Source organism: Nocardioides sp. DN36 (genome assembly GCF_055380375.1).
This window is the reverse complement of the sequence record NZ_AP043823.1, coordinates 1790690-1809476: the sequence shown is the minus strand read 5'-3', so window position 1 is coordinate 1809476 and position 18787 is coordinate 1790690. Positions and strand designations below refer to the sequence as shown.

Here is an 18787-nt window from a genome sequence, read left to right as displayed (position 1 = left end):
GGTGTCGGTCGTGGGGGTGATGGCGGACGGTGCGCCGTGCCTACGCCAAGGGGTCGAGCGGGACGTCGGCGAGCCGGTAGTCCGGAGGTGTCTCACCCAGCAGGTGCCGGACGAAGAAGTCCCACCGGCGGCGGACGAAGTAGGCGCGGTAGTGCATCAGGCTGTGGTCGGCGTTAGGGACGATCAGTAGGTCGAAGTCCTTGTTGGCCCGGATGAGGGCGTCGACGAGGCGCATCGTGCCGTGCGGCACGGCGTTGTCGTCCATCTCGCCGTGCACCAGCAGCAGCTTGCCCTCCAGCCGGTCGGCCAGGCTGGTGTTCGACTGGGCCTCGAAGTCGAAGTCGTCGACGAGGCCGAAGAACTTCTCGCCCCACCAGGCGTGGTTCACCCTGTTGTCGTGGTTGCCGCTCGAGGACACCGCGGCCTTGAAGAAGTCGGGCCGTTGGAGCATCGCCCGGGTGGAGCCGTAGCCGCCGGCCGAGTGGCCGTAGATCCCGACCCGGTCCAGGTCCATCCACGGGCGCGTCTGGCCGAGCTGGGCGATGGCAGCGGCGTGGTCGTCGACGAAGACCGCGTCGCCGGACCTGCGGGAATGGTCCTGGAACGGCTGCGAGCGCAGGGCGCTTCCACGGGCGTCGACGGCCACCGCCACGAACCCGAGGGCGGCGAAGGTCGCGCCGTGCAGCTCGCCGGTCATGGTGCCGCCGCTCAACGGGAAGCGCAGCGGAGCGGTCGAGATCTGGGGCCCGGGGTAGATCTCGTCGACCACCGGGTAGGACTTCTCCGGGTCGAAGCCGAAGGGCTTGTAGATCGCGCACCAGAGGTCGGTGACGCCGTCGGCGGCCTTCACCACGACCCTCTCCGGCGGCGTCCAGCCGGCGGCGTACAGCGCGGAGGCGTCGGCCTTCTCGAGCTCCATCACCACCGCGCCGGACCGGTCGCGCAGCACCGAGACCGGCGGGGTGTCCCAGCGTGAGCTGACGTCGACGAAGAACGCCCCTGACGGCGAGGGCGTGGACGCATGGTCGAGTCCGTCGGTGGTGATCGCGGTGACCTCACCACCGTCGAGCGACACCGAGCACAGCTGCTGCAGGTAGGGGTCGGCGTCGGGGTCGTGGCCACCCGCGGTGAAGACGACGCGACGGGCGTGCTCGTCGACGGTGACGACGTGGCGCACCATCCAGTCGCCCGATGTGAGCGTCGTGACCTCCCCGTCGTCGCCGTAGAGGTAGAGGTGTCCCCAGCCGCTGCGCTGCGACCACCACAGCACCTCGCCGCTCGAGAGGGTGCGCACGTTACGGTCCTGCTGCTGCGGCCCGTACAGGACGTGCGACTCGCTGGTCTCCTCGACCAGCACGGTGACGTCACCGGTGTTCGGATCGAGCTGGTGCAGGGCGCCGCGGTGGTCGCCGCGGTCGTTGGACAGCCAGTAGACCTTCGACTGGTCCGCCGACCACCACACCCAGTTGTAGGCAATCGCGGGGACGAACGGCATGAAGATCGGCTCGCACTTCGCGGCCACCGACGAACCCGTCGCCACGTCGACGACGAAGAACTCGGCGGTGGCCTGGTGCTCGTCGCCCGGGAGCGAGTAGTGGTAGGACAGCGCTCGCGGCCGGCCGCCGTCGAGAGGGGCCGAGCGCACGAGGTGCATGAGCCCGACCTCGCGCTGGTCGAGGCGGTGGGTGACGAACCGGCTCGAGTCCGGTGACCACACGACCTGGGGCGGAGCACTGGTGCCGAGGTTCTCGTGCTTCACGATCTCGGACACGGGGTCGGTCACGCCGCCGTAGGCGTGGCCGGCCGTCCCGTCGGCGGTCAGCCGTCGTACGGCATCGGTCGTCGTGTCGCGCACGTACAGGTCGTGGTCACGCTGGAAGACCGCCCAGCGGCCGTCGGGCGAGAGTGACTCGCCGGACCGGACCGGGCCCAACACCTTGATGGTGTAGTCGTCGAGCGAGGCCTCGAGCTGTGAGCGGCCGACCGCGAACCTGACCACCCCGTCCCGCGGCTCGATGGCGGAGAACGGCAGGGCCTGCGGATCGACGTCCTGCTCCACGACGGGGGCCAGCGCCGCCGCGAGCCGGGGGTGGTCGAAGGCCGGACGCCTGGTGCCGGCGGACGGGTCGACGAGGACGAACTCGTGGCCCGAGGTGGTCTGGTTGCGGTACCAGAAGACGTCGGTGTCCCCGATCCAGCCGGGCACGACGTTGAAGGAGGGGATGAGCCGCTTCATGGCGTACGCCTGCATGGACTCGGCCCGGGCGTACCTGGCCGCGAGGTCCCGGGTGGTCTCGGCACGTTCGGGCGCGGAGGTGGTCATCAGGCGACCGTCCCGTCGGCAGGCATGGAGGGACGGGTGCGTTCCAGCATCGTGAGGTAGGAGCCGCCCGCGACCAGGTCGAGCTCCTCCGCACTGAGTCCCCGGTCCGCGAGGCCCTCGAGCAGGGCGTTGAGCCGGCTGGCGTCCTCGAGGCCCTTCGGGCCCATCCGGTAGATGTCGGCGCCGTCGGCGCCGAGGCCGTAGGCGTTGTCGGGGTCCGCGCCGCTGAGGGCGGCCTGCAGCGCGGGGGTGAGCTCGTCGACGCTGGGACCCGAGAAGTCGGCACCGATCGAGAGGTGCTGGGCGCCGACGAGGTCGTAGATGTGCATGGCGTGGTCGAGCAGGTCCGCGAGCGTCGCGGCATAGGGGTCGGTGGTCACGTAGCCGCGGTAGGTCGTCAGCCCGACCACGCCGTGGCGCTCGGCGACCGCCCGGATCTGGTCGTCGGTCAGGTTGCGCGGGTGGGGGCACACGGCGTCGGCGTTGGCGTGGGAGACGAAGACGTCGCCGTCGTAGAGGTCGAGCGCGTCCCAGAACGACGCACGTGACATGTGCACGAGGTCGACCATCATCGGCAGCGTCTCCAGCTCCTTGAGAGTGGCCTTGCCCAACTGGGTGAAGCCCCCCTCGCCGGCGCGGTCGTTGCAGCCGGTGCACAGCAGGTTCTGCATGTTGTGCGAGAACGTGTGCGCGATGACCCCCAGCTCGGAGAGGGTGTGGAGGGCGTCGAAGTCACCGGCGAAGTTGATGTAGCCCTCGACCGACAGGAACAGCCCGAAGGATCCCGCGGGGCGGTTGTCGAACTCGGCGCGGGTGGTGCACAGCGTCAGCTCGCCCTCGGAGCGGTGGACCTCCGACATGAGCATCCCGATCGTCGGCCACTCGGAGACCTGCATGACGGCACCGGTCAGGCCGCCCTCGCGCCAGGCCGGTAGGTGCTCGCGCAGTACCTGCGCATGCGGGTCGAGGCGGTGGCCGTCCATGACCAGCCCGATGGTGGGGCCGACGTAGGTGTTGATCACGTGGTGTCTCCTGTGCGCGTGGAAGTGACTTGCAGTAGAGGTGGGGATCAGCCGACGAAGCGGGCGCCGCTGAAGAACGATGCACCCTCGCCGAGGCCGACGGAGCCCAGGCCGCTGACGCCCCAGTAGCTGCCGATCGGGGCGATGTCGGCCGGGGCCGACATCACGTGGTTGACCTTGATGAAGGCGGCTCGCAGCTCTCGGCCGACCTCGCGGGCCGCGTCGCGCCGGGCGCTGAAGACGTGCCCGCTCAGACCGTACGGATGGTCGTTGGCGACGCTGACGGCCTCTTCGAGGTCGCGGTAGGTCCGCACGAGCAGGACCGGCCCGAAGATCTCGTCGCGGATCCCGGCGCCCCGGTCGGCGAGGATCACGGTCGGTTGTGTGAAGTGACCACCCGCGGGGGGCAGCCGCCCGTGACGGTGGATCTCGCACCCGAGGTCGGCGAAGGCCGCGACCTGCGCCTCGACCTTCTCGCGGTGCGCACGGTTCGACAGGGGACCCAGCTGGCTCGCCGGATCGGTAGTGGCTGCGATCGTGACCGTCTCGAGCGCGGTCGAGAAGCGCCTCACGTAGTCCGCGGCCTGGTCCTCGGGCACCACCAGTCGCCGGGGCCCGGCGCAGTACTGCCCGTTGAGGAAGAGCATCCCACCAATGACCTCTTCGACGACGGTCGCGGGGTCGGCGTCGGACAGGACGACGACGGGGTTGTTGCCGGACAGCTCCAGGTTGGCCGGCTTGAGCTGGCGGGCGCACGCCTCGGCCACTGCCCGGCCGCCCTCGACGCCGCCGGTGTAGGAGACCGCGGTGATGCGATCGTCCTCCACGATGGACGCCCCGACACGTCGATCGCCGTGGAGGATCTGCACGACACCCTCGGGCAGGCTCGCCGCAACAGCGTCGGCGAAGGCCCCGGAGAAGTGCGGGGCCCACTCGGACGGCTTGACGATGACGGGACAACCGGCCACGAGGGCCTCGGACATCTTGACGATGGCGGTCGGCGCGGGGGCGTTCCACGGGAGGAACACCGCGACGGGGCCCCAGGGGAGCCGCCACTGGTCGGTGGGCCCCGCGCTCGAGTCGCGCTCCTCGTGACCGAAGCCGGCTTCGACCCGGGTCGCTGCGACGTCGAGCAGCGTCGCCGTCCCGGCCGTCAGCGCCGACGTGGTGGTGAGCGGCACGCCGCTGCCCAGGCTGTCACCCCGCCCGATCTCCTCGGCACGCGCGGTGAGCTCGTCGCGCAGCGACCGCAACGCCGTCGCCCGCTCGGTCGCGGGAAGGTGTGACCACGTGCCGTCGGCGTGCACCTTCGCGGCGGTCGCGACGGCACGCTCCACGCTCGCCGCCGAGCTCGCACGTTGTGCGAAGAGGTCGTCACCGGTGTCGGGATCGGTGAGCACGGTCTCCAGGTCCTCGCTCGGCACCGCGATCGTGCCGCCCACGAGCTCGCGCACGCGGCTGGAGCCGGACGTGGTCATGCGCGGACCTCCTGACGCATGGCGTCGGCGATCTTCTCGCCGACGAAGATGGCGGCCAGGTTGGTGTTGGCACGAGGGGTCCACGGCAGCAGGCTCGTGTCGGCGACGCGGAGCCCCGAGAGGCCCAGGACGCGCCCCGCCGGGTCGGTCACGCATCGCGGGTCGTCGTCGCGCCCCATCCGGCAGGTCCCGGTCGCGTGCACCGTGTCGGTCACTTGTGACAGGGCGAACTCGCCGAACTCGCTCTCCGACATAGTCATGTCCGGCGACACCATCGCCGATCCCAGGCCCAGGACGGTGCCCGCGCGCTGCACCTCCGGCTGCGCTGCGAGCTCGCGCAGCTGGTCGACGACGACGCGGAAGCGACGCAGGTCGTCCGGCTCCGAGAGCATGTTGAAGTCGACTCGCGGGTCCAGCGACGGGTCGGTCGAGACGACCGTGACCCGGCCGGTCGACAGGACGCGGTTGCTCCAGCCCACGATCCCACCGACGGGGACGCCGATGCCCAGGGCCCCCGGCACGGCGATCATCGCGTCGTTGGACTCGCGTCCCACGCCCGTGGTGAAGCGGAGGCACAGCTGGCCGCGGGAGGGCCGCGAGCCGTAGTCGAACACCTCGTGCAGGGCCACGCCCATCGACATGCCGGCGTGCTCCTGGAGGCCGTGGCCCACCGGCAGGTCCACGAGCGACTCGATGCCCAGGACGCGCAGCTCGTCGGGCCGTCCGACGCCGGACCGCTGCAGGATCGCCGGGGTGTGGATGGCGCCGGCAGCGATCACGACCTCCTCGGCCCTGACCTCGAGGGCCCGCCCCGCCACGATCACCCGGACGCCGATGGCACGCGTGCCGTCGAAGAGCACCCGGTCGACGAGGGCGTCGCCCTGCACCGTCAGGCCTGCGCGGTCCCGCGCCGGCTCGAGGTAGCCGTCGTTGGTCGAGACGCGGATCGTGCCGAGGCTGTTGAAGGCGTACGGCGACAGGCCGGTCGTGCCGGGGGCGTTGTGGTCGGGCGCCCACCCGTGGCCGAGCCGGGTGGCAGCCGCGTCGAGAGATGCCTCCAGGGTTGCGAAGTCCTCCCGGCGCGGGCGGCTGATCGGGATCGGACCGTCGTCTCCGTGGTAGGGCTCGGCGCCGAAGTCCTGGTCGGCCTCGAGCCGGTTGAGCAGGGGGAGCGCCTCGTCGAAGCTCCAGCCGGTGCAGCCGGCGGCCGCCCAGCCGTCGAAGTCCTCGACGGTCGGGCGGATGGCGAACAGGCCGTTCACGGACGAGCTGCCGCCGACGCCGCGGCCGCGGGCGTAGACGTGGGGCTCCTGGACCGTCGACCTCGTCGCCGTCAGGCGGGGGTAGGTGTGACTGCCGGCTAGGGCCGCCGTCGGCTGGATAGCGGCGGGCTCGATGCTGCGGATCTCGACCGGTGTGTCCGCCGACCGATAGTCCGGGCCGGCCTCCAGCAGCAGGACGCGACGCCCGTCGTCCTCGGTCAGGCGGGCGGCTAGCGCGGCTCCGGCGGAGCCGGCGCCGACGACGATCGTGTCGTAGTTGGGTGTCATCGAGGCGCTCCTGTGGTCAGGGAATCCGGGTCGTCGGACGGGGCCTGCGCGGTGGTGCGGCCCCCGAGGTGTTCGCCGAAGTGGCGTTCGATGGCCCGGTGGAGCGCCATGACGTTCTCCGGGTTTTGGAAGCCATGCCCCTCGTCGTCCGCGACGAGGTACTCCACCTGCACTCCCCGCGCGCTCAACGCCTCGACCACGTTGTCGGCCTCCGCCCTGACGACGCGCACGTCGTTGGCTCCCTGGGCCACCAGGAGAGGGGTGCGGACCTCGTCGAGCCTGGTGATGGGGGAACGAGCGCGGATCTCGGCCTCGCCGGCGGCGTCGCTCGGATCTCCCAGGTAGCGGTGGAAGCTGTGGGTGAGCTGCGGACGCACGAACTCCGGCAGGGTGCGCAGGAGGTTCCCGAAGTCGGAGACGCCGACGTAGTCGACGGCCGCGGCGAAGTGGTCCGGGGTGAAGGTCACCCCGACGAGTGCCGCGTAGCCGCCGTACGAGCCACCGAAGATGCCCAGGCGGTCGGGGTCCGCCCATCCCTGGGCCACCGCCCAGTCCGTCGCGTCGATGAGGTCGTCGTGCATCGCGCCGGCGAACTCGCCGATCGCCGCGGTGGTGTGGTGCCTGCCGTAGCCGGACGAACCCCGGAAGTTGACCATCAGCACGGCATAGCCGCGGTTCGCGAGGAACTGCGCGCCCGGGTCGAATCCCCACTGGTCGTGCCACCACGGTCCGCCGTGGACCTTCAGCACCAGGGGGAGGGACGTCGGCTCGACGCCGATCGGCAGTGTGAGGAAAGCGGACAGGGGCAGGCCGTCGCGCGCCGTCAGCGTCACGGCGGTCATCGGCGCCAGCTCCGCGGGGTCGAGCTGTGGGTAGGGCCGGAAGAGCAACCTGCTCTCGCCGGTCCGGTGGTCGTAGAGGTAGGCCAGTCCCGGCTCTCGGTCGTGCGTGAAGGTGGCGACCCAGAGGCGCTCGTCCTCGTCGGACGTGGCCCGGGCGAGCACCCCGTCGGACAGCGCTGACAGCGCCTCGTAGACCTCGGCGAACCTCGGGCACACGACCTGCCAGGTGGGGCGATCACCTACGAACCGTGCTGCCAGCACCTCACCGGTGGACGTGCTGGTCAGGACGGTCGGGGGATGGACCGGGCTGACCGAGGCGGCGATGCAGAGGCTGCGACCGGGCATCGCCGCCACGACGCTCCGCTCCCCGGTCTCCGTGTCGAGGCGGACCAGCCGTAGTTCGTCCGAGTCGCCGTACGCGCCGGTCAACACCCCCGTGCCGTCGGGCGTGACGACGAGGGGAGCCGGGCCGAACGGGTGCTCGTCACCGGGCAAGACGCAGAGCAGCCGCTGCCTGCCGGTGGACGCGTCGACGGCGCGGATCGCCCAGCCCTCCGGCACCGACTCGCTCGTCACCGCCTCCCCGCCCGGACCGAAGGCGTACGCCGTGGTCATCGAGTCGTTCTGCAGGTGCAGCGTCGTCTCGCCGGTGGCGATGCGGATCCGGAAAGTGTCGACGAACAGCGGTCGCCGGTTCATCGAGACGAGGACGGTGCCCGGGTCGGACGTGGGGGTGTTCACGGCCATGACCCGCGACCCCGGGCCCATGGGTGTCAGGTCGACGGCCGGATCGTCCGGCGCCTCGAGGTCGATGCGGTAGAGGTGCCAGTCCTCGTTGCCGTCCGTGTCCTGCTGGTAGAGCAGCCACCGTGGGTCGTCGGTCCAGTGGTAGGTCCTGATGCCGCGCCGGGTGTCGTGGGTGACGCACACGGCATCCTCGTGGTCCTGGTCGACACCGCGCACCCACACGTTGGTCCGGCCGTGCGCCGGCGCCAGGTAGGCCAGGCGCCTTCCGTCGGGCGAGATCGACGCCCCGCTGAAGGCGGGGTCGGCGAACATCTCCTCCACCGGGATCAGTCGAGGGGCGCGTGGGTCGTCGGCCAGCGTCACCCGCGCCGCTACCGCACGGCGGGACGGTGGGGTCATCGCTTCCCGCCACGCAGGATGGACAGGAACGTGAGCAGATCGGCGCGCATCTGGACGAGCGACGGCTCGTGGACGTACATCATGTGCCCGGCCTCGTAGCGGTTCATGGTCACGTTGGCGGCGCGCTCCGGCTCGAGTTGCATGTGGTCGAAGGTCAGCTCGGCGGGGAAGTACGGCGTGCCGACGTCGTAGTAGCCGCTCTGCAGCAGGACCTTGAGCTGGGGCGAGCGGTTCATGACCCCCCGCAGCACCGAGGCGACCTCGAGCTGGGGCGTCCAGATGCCGTTCTTCTGGCTCTCCCGGTGCCGCCACTCGGGGAACTCGGTCTGGTAGAGGTAGGGCAGGCTCGGCTCGTGGTCCCACCCCAGGTCCCGGTGGACGTAGGCGTCGAACGCCCTCGTGGCGGGAGCCACGATCGCCGACATGCTGGGGTCGTCCTCGAACGCCTCGCCGACGTTGTCCGACGACACCCCGACCCACCGGGTGTCCAGGCGTCCCACCGTCCGGCGCCGGTCGCGCAGCAGCTCACGGTGGAAGCGCCAGAGGTTCACCTGGAGGTTCGCACCGGAGACGTACGACGGCGACAGCCCGCTGAGCTCGGCGACCCGCCTGGCGATGCGGTCGCGCTCGGTGTCGGTGAGCCGGGAACCCTTGAGCAGGGCGACCGAGTACTCCTCGAGCGCGAACCGCTCGGCCTCCTCGACGACGTCCGTGAGCTCACCCTCGATGACACCGTGGTAGAGCGCGGTGGCGGCGTAGGTCGGCAGCATCCCGACGGCCCCGAGGTTGGGGCTGGCGCCGTCGCCGAACGTCGCGCCGGCGAGGTCCATCAGCGACGACGTCAGCACGATGCCGTCCACGGGCAGGCCGCGCGGGTACTCGAGGTACTCGGCCACGACGGGGGTGCGCAGCGTTCCGTAGCTCTCGCCGTGGAGGACGAGCGGACTCTCGCTGCGTCGCTCGCGCCGGGTGAACTCGGCCACGAAGTCGCCGATCGCTGCGGCGTCGGGGTCGATCCCGTGGAAGGTGACCGGGTCCTCGCCCGGGGCGAAGCGACTGAAACCGGTGCCCGGGGCGTCGAGGAACACCAGGTCCGCGACGTCGAGGATCGAGTGCTCGTTGTCCGTGAGCTCCCACCGCGAGTTGTCGTGGAGCACGTCGTTCTCGAAGACCACACGACGGGGGCCGACGCTGTACATGTGCAGCCAGATCGTCGACGACCCGGGCCCGCCGTTCCAGAGGAAGACGAGGGGACGGTCCTTCGTCGACTCCACGTCGCGGCGCAGGTAGGCGACGTAGAACAGGGCCATGGTGGGACGGCCGTCCTTGGCGTCGTGCAGCACCATCCGCCCGGCCTTCGCCGTGTATTCGACCGTGTGCCCGCCGATCGTGACCGTGTGGTCCGTGACGACCTGGTGGTCCTTGAGCGGCTGCCCGCTGGTCGTCGGGTCGGTCGCGGTGGCGGGGGCGAGGTCCGTGGCGGTTCCGGTCATGACGAGGACTCCTTGTGGTCAGCGAAGCGGGTGAGGTCGAGGGCGGTCGCGAACCACTGCTCCGGTCCCTTGAGGTGGCCGCCGTCCTCGTGGACGCGCAGCTCGACGTGGGGCACGTGGGCCGCGAGCCAGTCGCCGTGCGAGGCGGGCACGTTGACGTCGTTCCGGCCGTACTCGAGGATCACGGGCGCGCTGGCCTCGGACGGGTCGAAGCCCCAGGGGCTCCCGATGGCGATGAAGTCGTCGACGAACCCCCAGGGTCCTTGCCGCCCGGCCTCGACGAACCCGGCCGTGATGGAGGAGCCGAGCTCGCGCAGGACCGCCCGATCGGTTTCCGGGAGGTCCATGTCGGCGAAGACGTTGCCCGGGTCGGTGCGCGCCTGCTCGACGATCTCCTCCAGGTCGGGCCCCATGATCTCGGCGGCGGCCTCGCGGCCCAGCTGTGACGTACGGAACCGCTGGACGTTCTTCGGGTCCATGCCATCGAGGAACGCCTCACCCATCCGGTCGTACGGCGCCACCCCCACGTTGCAGTGCACGACGGTGCACCGGTCGGGGAGAGCAGTCGCCACGGCCAAGGCATGGGGTCCGCCGCCGGAGCCGCCCGTGACGGCGGTCCGCTCGATGCCGAGCGCGTCGAGCAGCGCCTCCACGTCGGCAGCGACGTCGAGCACCCGTCGGCCCGGTTGCGGGGTGGAGAATCCGTAGCCCGGCCGGTCGAAGGTGATCTGGCGGATGTGCGCCTCGATCAGCCGCTGGTGGACCGGGGGCCGGTTCATGCGGCTGCCGGGGGAGCCGTGCAGGGACAGCAGCGGAGTCCCGCGCGGGTCCCCCTGCTCCTCCCAGGCGAGGTCGCGCCCGTCCGGCCGAGTCAGGATCGGCATGGTCAGACCCCCTGGGTGGCGTCGGCGACGAACGTGGCGATGGCTGCTGTGAAGGCCTCGCGGCTCGGTTGCCAGGCATAGAACATGTGACCGCCGTCGTAGTGCTTGACGGTGATGCGATCGGCGACCTGGGGGTCGAGACGCATCAGGTTCCGCATCCGGTCGGACGCGTAGTAGGGCGTCACCAGGTCGTACCGGCCGTGCGTGATGAACGCCTTCATGTGGGGGTTGAGTGACATCCCGTAGCGGAAGTCGTCGACCGCGCCCTGCGTGAGTTGCACGTAGTGGCTGGCCTCGTCGTTCTTCCAGGCGAGGATCACGTCGGCGCTGAGCAGCTGGTACTCCCGATCGGTCCGCAGGCCGATCTCCGACCGCAGCAGCTGGTTCACTGCGGTGCCGAAGACGGGGCCGACGGCGGTGAGGGTCGGGTCGGCACCTGCGTAGGGCTCCCGGTCCGGGAACGGGTCGGGAGCCTTGACGGAGGCGTCGTACGCGCCCACCACCTGCTGCTCGTCGCGCAGCAGCTCCCGGGCGAACTGGCTGACGCGGACCCGCCCCTCGGCTCGGGCGACGAAGGCCCTGTCGAGACCGGTGAGATCGGCGTACCTGGCGATCACCTGCTCCCGCTCGGTCGTCGTCATGCTGCTGCCGCGGGCGAGGAACGTGGCGTAGGCCCCGGTCGCGAACTCCTCGGCTGCCGCCTGGACCTCCTCGACCGGAGTCCCGGGTGGGAAAGCGCGCGAGCGTCCGTGGTGGGCCGCCGCAGCGGCCATCGTGGGCAGGACGTCGATCCACGGCACGATGTTGTAGTCGCCCCACCCGAAGAACGTCGAGAGGTGTGCGGGCTCGAGCGCGGGGGAGATGAGGATCGACCCGCTGAGGACGACCCCGGTCTCCTGCAGCAGCCGGGTGAGACGCCCGACGCGGTAGCCGCCGTAGCTCTCGCCGGCGATGAGCACCGCAGCACCCCAGCGCGAGTTGTCGGAGAGCCACCGTCGGATGAACTCGCACATCGCCTGCAGGTCGCGTGCGGTGCTGAAGTACTCGTGCGGGTCGGCGGCATCGTCCTTCCCCTGACCCGGGGGCGGGTCGATCAGGCGGCTGAACCCGGTGCCGACGGGATCGATGAACACCAGGTCCGTGAACGCCAGCCAGGACTCGTCGTTGTGCACCAGTCGCGGCGGAGGGACCGGCATCGTCCCGTCGGCCGGGATATCGACCCTCCTCGGTCCAACCAGGCCGACGTGCAGGTACGCCGACGAGGCGCCGGGACCGCCGTTGAAGACGAAGGTCACCGGCCGGGCGGCGTCGGTGGTGGTGGCGACGTAGGAGGTCGAGAAGACCTCTGCGAGTGGCTTGTCCTCCTTGCGGAGGACGGTCCACCCGGAGGTCACGGCGTAGTCCAGCCCGTTCCAGGTGCCCGTCGTGCTCGCGCCGGGGGGTGGCTCGTGGGCGGTGGTCATGGGCAACTGGTCGTCCTCGGTCATTCTTCGTGCGCCTTCGTTCGAGGGGAGTCCCCCGAACGAGGGACGCAAGCAGGGACTGGGACCTAGGTCAGTGGTGCGATTTGTAACCTACTCAGATCAGCCAGATGTGGTCAAGGGTGCCTATGACGTCTCACTTGAGGACTTTTGTGGCCTAGTGTCATGGACCAACCCAAGCGTGCTGATCTACGGTTGCCCGATGGTCGTTCATGTGAGGGGCGTCTTCCTGCCCGACGAGGAAGAGCGGGATGCGTGGGTCGTGGCGGGTCGCCTCACCTTCGAGCGGCCGCCGGCCTCGACGAGGTCGGAGACGATCGCCTCGGCAGGGTGGGTGCTGCCGGGCTTCGTGGACGCCCACTGCCACGTCGGCATTTCCCCGCAGGGGCACGTGACCGATCCTGCGGACCAGGAGCGTCAGGCCCTGGAGAACCGTGCGGCGGGGGCCCTGCTCCTCCGGGACGTCGGGTCGCCGGTGGACACTTCCTGGATGGCGGAGCGGGACGACCTGCCCCGGCTGATCAGGGCGGGTCGGCACATCGCCCGGACCCGGCGCTACCTGCGCGACCAGGCCGTCGAGGTGGAGCCGGCGGATCTCGTGGCCGAGGCCGCCCGCCAGGCCGCTCGTTCGGACGGCTGGGTCAAGATCGCCGCCGACTGGATCGACCGCGAGCGGGGCGACCTCACGCCGACCTTCCCGGTCGAGACCCTCACCGCGGCGGTCGAAAGGGCCCACGAACTGGGCGCGCGGGTCGCCATCCACGCCTTCGGGGAGGAGGCGATCGACGACGGCATCACCGCGGGCGTCGACTCGATCGAGCACGCCACCGGACTGACGGACTCCGCGCTCGCGCGACTCGCCGGACGCGACATCGCGATCGTGCCGACCCTGATCAACATCGACCAGTTCGCCGCGATCGCCCGGACGGCTGACGCTCGCTATCCGCTCTACGCCGCCCACATGCGCGCCCTGTACGCCGCGTCCCGCGACCGGGTGGCTGCGGCCCATGACGCCGGGGTGCCGATCTTCGTGGGCACGGACGCCGGCGGGACGCTGCCCCACGGCCTCGTGCGCAGCGAGATCATCGCGCTCGTTGGAGCCGGCCTGCCGCTGGCGGACGTGATCGCGAATGCGTCGTGGCGGGCGCGGGCCTGGCTCGGGCTCCCCGGGCTGGCGGAGGGCGCGCCCGCGGACCTGGTCGTCTTCGACGCCGACCCTCGCACCGATCTGGCGGCGATGTACCGGCCACGTGCCGTCCTGCTCCGCGGGCACGTGGTCCTCCACGCCCGGGGCTGAGCGAGGAGCCGCGCGCGACGCGGGCGGTCTCAGGCGTCTGCGGTCCCCTCGGGTGGTGTGGGGGACTGGTGGTGCTCGGCGGCGAGCAGGCCCAGCGTCATCGGGGTGGCGATGGGCCGAGCTGCGAGCGTCTCGGCGGAGCGCGGGGTACCGCTCCACTCCGAGGTGAGGCAGGACACCGCGTAGCCGCAGACCCGGCCCTGGCACCAGCCCATGCCGGTCCGGGCCAGCAGCTTGACGCCGCGGGCGTCGGTGGCGCCCAGTCGCACCACGGCGCCGCGCAGCTCATCAGCCGTGACCTCCTCGCAGCGGCAGACGACGGTGTCCTGCTCGACGCGAGACATCCAGGTGGTCGGTAGCGGATGCGCCTGGTGCATCGCGGCCGCGAACCGTCGGGCCGCGGCGCGCTCGCGACGTCGACCTCGGTGGGCGTCCGAGACGCCGGCGGCTGTCGCGCCGGCGATGTCGCCCTCGACCACGGCGAGTGCTGCGCCTCCGACCCCACACGTCTCACCGGCGACGAGCACGTCGTCGACCGTCGTGCGCTGGTCGTCGTCGACCTGGACCACGAGCGAGCCGTCCTCGGCGATCCGCGTCGCACACCCCAGCGCCAGGGGCAGCTCGAGCTGAGGGGTGAAGCCCCAACCGACTGCCACCGTGTCACAGCTGATGCGGCGGGTCCGTCCGGCGCCGTCGATGACCGTGATCGCCTCCAACCGGTCACCTCCGTGCGCTGCGACCAGCACGGACCCTGTCGCCACCGGGATCCGATGCCGTGCGAGCGTGGCGACGTACCCCAGGCCCTCCCGCATCTTGCGCGGGTTCGCGGCCACGGTGCCGCTGTGGCCGAGCCACGCCCGGGGCGAGGCAGCCTCGTGCACACCGACCACGTCGGCCCCGGCTCGCGCGAGGCCGGCGGCGACGGGGAGCAGGAACGGGCCGGTCCCGGCCACCACGACCCGCCCGCCTGCCACGACACCGTGCTCCTTGAGCAGCGCCTGCGCCCCACCGGCGGTCATCACGCCGGGGAGGTCCCAGCCCGGGAAGGGGACCTGGCGGTCGTAGGCGCCGGTCGCGATGACCAGCCGTCGCGCCGAGACGGTCCGCAGGCGCTCTGCGGTCCCGGACCGGTCGATGGCCCGGATGTCGAACCGTCCGTCCTCGCGCGTGATGGTCCAGACCTCATGACGCGCGAGGTGGACGGTGGTCCCACGTGCGGCGTGGCGCGCCAGCAGGGCCGTCAGGTGCCGGTACGTGGACAGGTCGTGGTGCAGGTACGACGCGTCGTCGCGTCCGGCCACCGAGCCGGTGGGGTGGCGCCAGTACTGCCCGCCCGGACCGTGGCCGGCATCGACCAGGACGACGCTGGCGCCGTGGCTACCGGCACGGGTGCTGGCGGCGAGCCCCGCAGGGCCGGCACCGATGACTCCGACGTCGAAGACCGTCTCAGTCGACGAGGTCATCGTGGCCGGTCCCTTCCTGCGTGGTGATCTCCATGCCCACCTCAGCCGCCAGGAGGCACGCACGCTGGTTGGGGCGGCCGTCGGCCACCACGAGACAGTCGAAGCAGATCCCGATCCCACAGAACAGGCCACGCCGTCTGCCCGTGACCCGCGTCGTGCGCCAGGAACGGACACCTGCGGCGGTCAGGGCGGCGCCGACGCTCTGGCCCGGGACGAAGCCGATCTCAGTGCCGTCGAACCGCAGGGTCGCCCGGACGACCGGGTCGCTGGAAAGGCTCATGCCGAGACCTCCTGGAAGCGCACGGGGCTGAAGGGTCGAGGATCGACACCGGGTTCGTCGCCGGTGATCAGCTGGGACAACAGTCGTCCGGTCGCCGGAGCCAGGCCGATGCCGGCCCCTTCGTGGCCGCAGGCGTGGAAGACGCCGGGGGTGCGCGGGTCGGCGCCGATGACGGGCAGGTGATCGGGGCAGTAGGGCCGGAATCCGCGGTAGGTCCGCATCAGCGAGATATCGGCTAGGACGGGGAACAGCCGGACTGCCTGGGCCGCCAGGCGAGCGATCACGTCGACCGAGAGCGTGGCGTCGAAGCCGACCCGCTCCCGGCTGGCTCCGATCAGGACGGTGCCGCCGCGGGTGCCCTCGATGACGGTCGAGGTCTCGAGGGCTGCGTCGTCGCTGGCCACGTTGCTGACGTAGTCGGCGGAGTACACCTTGTGCCGCACCACGCGGGGCAGCGGTTCGGTCACGAGGACGAACCCACGCCTCGGCATGATCGGCACGGGGCCTCCGAGTCGCGCCGAGACCTGGCCTCCCCACGTGCCTGCGGCATTGATGACGGCAGCGGCGGGGAACCGTCGGTGACCAGCCACGACGCCGGTCACGGCCCCTGCGGCATCGCGCTCGACCCCGGTGACGGTCGTGCCGGTCTCGACCCGAGCACCACCGGCTCGCGCCGCAGCCAGCAGGGCAGCGGCGGCGAGGACGGGCTGGACCTGCATGTCGTCGGGGTAGAGCACGCCACCGGCGAGGTCGCCGGCGAGGTGAGGCTCGTGATCGCGGAGCTCGTCGGCGTGCACTTTCCTGGTGGTCACGCCGACCTCGTGTTGGGACTTGGCGAAGACGTGCAGGCCGCAGAGTGCCGGCTCGTCGGTCGCGACGACGAGTCCACCCTTCTCGTCGAGCTCGATCGCGTCTGGCCCGAGGTCGCGCGCGATGTCGAGCCAGAGCGAGCGCGACCAGATCGCCAGGTCGAGCTCGGGCCCCGGGCCCTTGTCGGAGACGAGGATGTTGCCCTCGCCCCGACTGGTGGTGCCGGCACCGATCACGCCACGCTCGAGGACCGTCACCGACAGGCCGGCGTTGGTGGCGTAGTAGGCGCACGCGGCTCCGACGATGCCGGCCCCGACGACGACGACCTCCATCACGCCGGAGCGATGGTCACGGTGTGCAGCGACGTGTAGAACTCCTGCGCGGCCTTGCCCTGTTCCCGTGGCCCACGGCTGGAGGCCTTCTCGCCCCCGAACGGCAGGTAGAAGTCCACGCCGGTGGTGGGTGCGTTCACCTTCACCATTCCCGCCTCCAACCGGTCAGCGGCTTCCAGCGCGCTGGCCAGGTCGCGGGAGTAGAGCGCTGCTGCGAGCCCGTGGGGCACGTTGTTGGCGACGGTGATGGCCTCGTCGAGGGTCCGGGCGGTCTGCAGCAGGCAGATCGGCCCGAAGACCTCCTCGCGCGCGAGCGGATGGTCGGCCGGCACCCGGTCGACGACGGTGGGGGCGACGAACCACCCGTCCCGGTCCGGCCGTGACCCGCCTGTCAGCAGCCGGCCACCGGCTCGTACGGCATCCGAGGCAGCGTCCAGGACCCGGGCGCGGGCGGCCTCGCCGATCACCGGCCCCACGGCGATCCCGGCATTGGCGGGATCTCCGAGCTGCATCGCCTCGACCGCGGCGACCAGAGCGTCGCGGAAGGCGGCGGGATCGCCCACGACGACGACCCGCTTGGTCGCGGTGCACTTCTGGCCGGCGAACGCCATGGCGGCTGCCGCGATCTGTCCGGCGGCCTTCTCGACGTCGGCGTCGGGAAGGACGACGGCGGGGTTCTGGCCACCCATCTCGGCCTGCACGGGCACCCCACGGTGGCTTGCGGCCCGGGACACCGTCCGGCCGGCCGCGAGTGAGCCGGTGAAGGAGACGACGTCCGCCTCGGCGACGACCGCCTGCCCGGTCTCCGCTCCTCCGGGGGCCGCGGTGAGGAGGGCGTCCGGGAGGAAGGGCGCGACCAGCTCGACCAGCCGAAGAGCACAGGCGGTGGCCTCTGGGGCCGGCTTGATGACCGCGGCGTTGCCGAACGCCAGCGCCGGCGCGACCTTCCACAGGGGGATCGCGAGGGGGAAGTTCCACGGCGTGATCACTCCGGCGACGCCGCGCGGACGTCGCCTGGTGAAGAGCAGCCCCTCGCCCGACGGTGCGTGGACCGCGCCCACGGGGTCGAAGACCTGCTGGGCGTAGTAGCGGAGGATCGCCACGGACCGGTCGACCTCGCCGCGCGCCTCAGCGAGGGGCTTCCCGACCTCTCGGACGACGAGATCGACCAGTCCGTCGCCGGCGGCCTGCAGGGCGTCCGCCGCGGCGCTGAGCGCCTGGGCGCGCACGGCCGCGGGCTCGGACCGCCACCCGAGCTGGGCGGCGCGGGCAGCGGCGAACGCGGACCCGATCTCGGCCGGGGTCGTGGCCGACGTCTCGACCACGACGTCATCGGGCCGTTGGGGGGAGTGGCTGGAGATCATGGGGCCTCCTTTGGCCTCAGAGGAGGAATCCGTTCGGGAAGGGGTCGTCGGGGTCGAGCACGTACTGCGCGGTGCCGGTGATCCACGCACGGCCGGTGATCGTCGGCACGACCGCCGTCCTGCCGTCTCCGAGCGAGGTCTCCTCGACGAGTCGACCGGTGAACGCGGTGCCGAGGAGCGACTCGTTGACGAAGTCACGTCCGACCGGCAGCTCGCCACGAGCGTGTAGCTGGGCCATGCGAGCGCTCGTCCCGGTTCCGCAGGGGCTACGGTCGAACCAACCGGGGTGGATGACCATGGCGTGCCGTGAGCGACGCGCATCAGAGCCCGGAGCGATGAGCTGCACGTGGTGGCATCCGGCGATGTCGGGCCGCTCGGGGTGGACCGGTCGGTCCTCGTTGTTGATCGCCGACATGATCGACAGGCCGGCGTCGAGGAGCAGGCGAGCCTGTGCGCGGTCGAACGCGAGCCCGATCTCCTCGAGCTGCACCATCGCGTAGAAGTTGCCGCCGTACGCGAGGTCGTAGCGCACCGTGCCGAGACCGGGGACGTCGACCGTGGCGTCGAGGCGTTCGCTGAACGACGCCACGTTGCGGATCGTCACTGACCGGGCGACGCCGTCCTGGACGGAGACCTCGGCCACCACCAGTCCGGCGGGCGTGTCGAGGCGGACGGTCGTCACCGGTTCGCTGACCTCCACCATGCCGGTCTCCACGAGGACCGTGGCGACGCCGATGGTCCCGTGGCCGCACATCGGCAGGCAGCCGGACACCTCGATGAAGAGGACCCCCCAGTCCGCGTCGGGTCGGGTCGGGGGCTGCAGAATCGCGCCGGACATGGCCGCGTGTCCCCGGGGCTCGTACATGAGCAGGGTGCGGACGTCGTCACTGTTGTCGAGGAACCACGAGCGGCGCTCGGCCATCGTGGCGCCGGGCAGCAGCCCGACGCCTCCCACGATGACGCGCGTCGGCATGCCCTCGGTGTGGGAGTCGACGGAGTGGAAGACCCGGCGGGACCTCACG

14 protein-coding genes are annotated in these 18787 nt (G+C 71.3%); 1 reads left to right on the top strand and 13 read right to left on the bottom strand.

Going from position 1 to position 18787, the window contains the following annotated elements; genetic code table 11:
* Nucleotides 1-40: 40 nt before the first annotated feature.
* The 8 genes from ACZ43H_RS09615 to ACZ43H_RS09580 are packed head-to-tail and all read right to left on the bottom strand — an operon-like array spanning nt 41 to nt 12225.
* Nucleotides 41-2323, bottom strand: coding sequence for a S9 family peptidase (locus tag ACZ43H_RS09615; protein WP_464589717.1), 2283 nt, complete (start codon nt 2321-2323; stop codon nt 41-43).
* Complete coding sequence (locus ACZ43H_RS09610; protein ID WP_464589715.1) at nt 2323-3345, bottom strand: dipeptidase; 1023 nt, start codon at nt 3343-3345, stop codon at nt 2323-2325. Before ACZ43H_RS09610 ends, ACZ43H_RS09615 begins: the two co-directional genes overlap by 1 nt.
* Before the next feature lie 47 nt (nt 3346-3392).
* On the bottom strand, nt 3393-4823 hold the full coding sequence (locus ACZ43H_RS09605) for an aldehyde dehydrogenase family protein (RefSeq protein WP_464589713.1): 1431 nt from the start codon (nt 4821-4823) through the stop codon (nt 3393-3395).
* A complete protein-coding gene (locus tag ACZ43H_RS09600; protein WP_464589711.1) occupies nt 4820-6373 on the bottom strand; it encodes a GMC family oxidoreductase in 1554 nt (517 codons plus the stop codon). Before ACZ43H_RS09600 ends, ACZ43H_RS09605 begins: the two co-directional genes overlap by 4 nt.
* Nucleotides 6370-8361, bottom strand: a complete 1992-nt coding sequence (locus ACZ43H_RS09595) for a S9 family peptidase (protein ID WP_464589709.1) — start codon at nt 8359-8361, stop codon at nt 6370-6372. Before ACZ43H_RS09595 ends, ACZ43H_RS09600 begins: the two co-directional genes overlap by 4 nt.
* Entirely contained in the window at nt 8358-9854 is a 1497-nt protein-coding gene (locus ACZ43H_RS09590; protein ID WP_464589707.1) for a S10 family peptidase, read from the bottom strand. The genes ACZ43H_RS09595 and ACZ43H_RS09590 overlap by 4 nt, the downstream gene beginning before the upstream one ends.
* A complete protein-coding gene (locus tag ACZ43H_RS09585) occupies nt 9851-10738 on the bottom strand; it encodes an alpha/beta fold hydrolase (protein ID WP_464589705.1) in 888 nt (295 codons plus the stop codon). Before ACZ43H_RS09585 ends, ACZ43H_RS09590 begins: the two co-directional genes overlap by 4 nt.
* A 2-nt stretch (nt 10739-10740) precedes the next feature.
* Entirely contained in the window at nt 10741-12225 is a 1485-nt protein-coding gene (locus ACZ43H_RS09580) for a S10 family peptidase (protein WP_464589703.1), read from the bottom strand.
* Between the two features lie 196 nt (nt 12226-12421).
* Between ACZ43H_RS09580 and ACZ43H_RS09575 the strand changes: the two genes are divergently transcribed.
* The gene (locus ACZ43H_RS09575; protein WP_464589701.1) at nt 12422-13516 is read left to right on the top strand and encodes an amidohydrolase family protein; all 1095 of its coding nucleotides are present in this window, start codon (nt 12422-12424) and stop codon (nt 13514-13516) included.
* A 29-nt stretch (nt 13517-13545) separates the two neighbouring features.
* On the opposite strand, the gene ACZ43H_RS09570 is transcribed toward ACZ43H_RS09575, so the two are convergent.
* The 5 genes from ACZ43H_RS09570 to ACZ43H_RS09550 are packed head-to-tail and all read right to left on the bottom strand — an operon-like array spanning nt 13546 to nt 18786.
* Nucleotides 13546-14979 carry an FAD-dependent oxidoreductase gene (locus ACZ43H_RS09570; protein WP_464589699.1) on the bottom strand — a complete coding sequence of 478 codons (1434 nt, stop codon included), beginning with the start codon at nt 14977-14979 and terminating at the stop codon, nt 13546-13548.
* Nucleotides 14963-15259, bottom strand: a complete 297-nt coding sequence (locus tag ACZ43H_RS09565; RefSeq protein ID WP_464589697.1) for a (2Fe-2S)-binding protein — start codon at nt 15257-15259, stop codon at nt 14963-14965. The genes ACZ43H_RS09570 and ACZ43H_RS09565 overlap by 17 nt, the downstream gene beginning before the upstream one ends.
* On the bottom strand, nt 15256-16401 hold the full coding sequence (locus tag ACZ43H_RS09560) for an NAD(P)/FAD-dependent oxidoreductase (RefSeq protein ID WP_464589695.1): 1146 nt from the start codon (nt 16399-16401) through the stop codon (nt 15256-15258). Before ACZ43H_RS09560 ends, ACZ43H_RS09565 begins: the two co-directional genes overlap by 4 nt.
* Nucleotides 16401-17765, bottom strand: a complete 1365-nt coding sequence (locus tag ACZ43H_RS09555) for an aldehyde dehydrogenase family protein (protein ID WP_464589693.1) — start codon at nt 17763-17765, stop codon at nt 16401-16403. The genes ACZ43H_RS09560 and ACZ43H_RS09555 overlap by 1 nt, the downstream gene beginning before the upstream one ends.
* Nucleotides 17766-17781: 16 nt before the next feature.
* Nucleotides 17782-18786, bottom strand: coding sequence for a proline racemase family protein (locus ACZ43H_RS09550; RefSeq protein WP_464589691.1), 1005 nt, complete (start codon nt 18784-18786; stop codon nt 17782-17784).
* Between the last annotated feature and the right edge of the window lies 1 nt (nt 18787).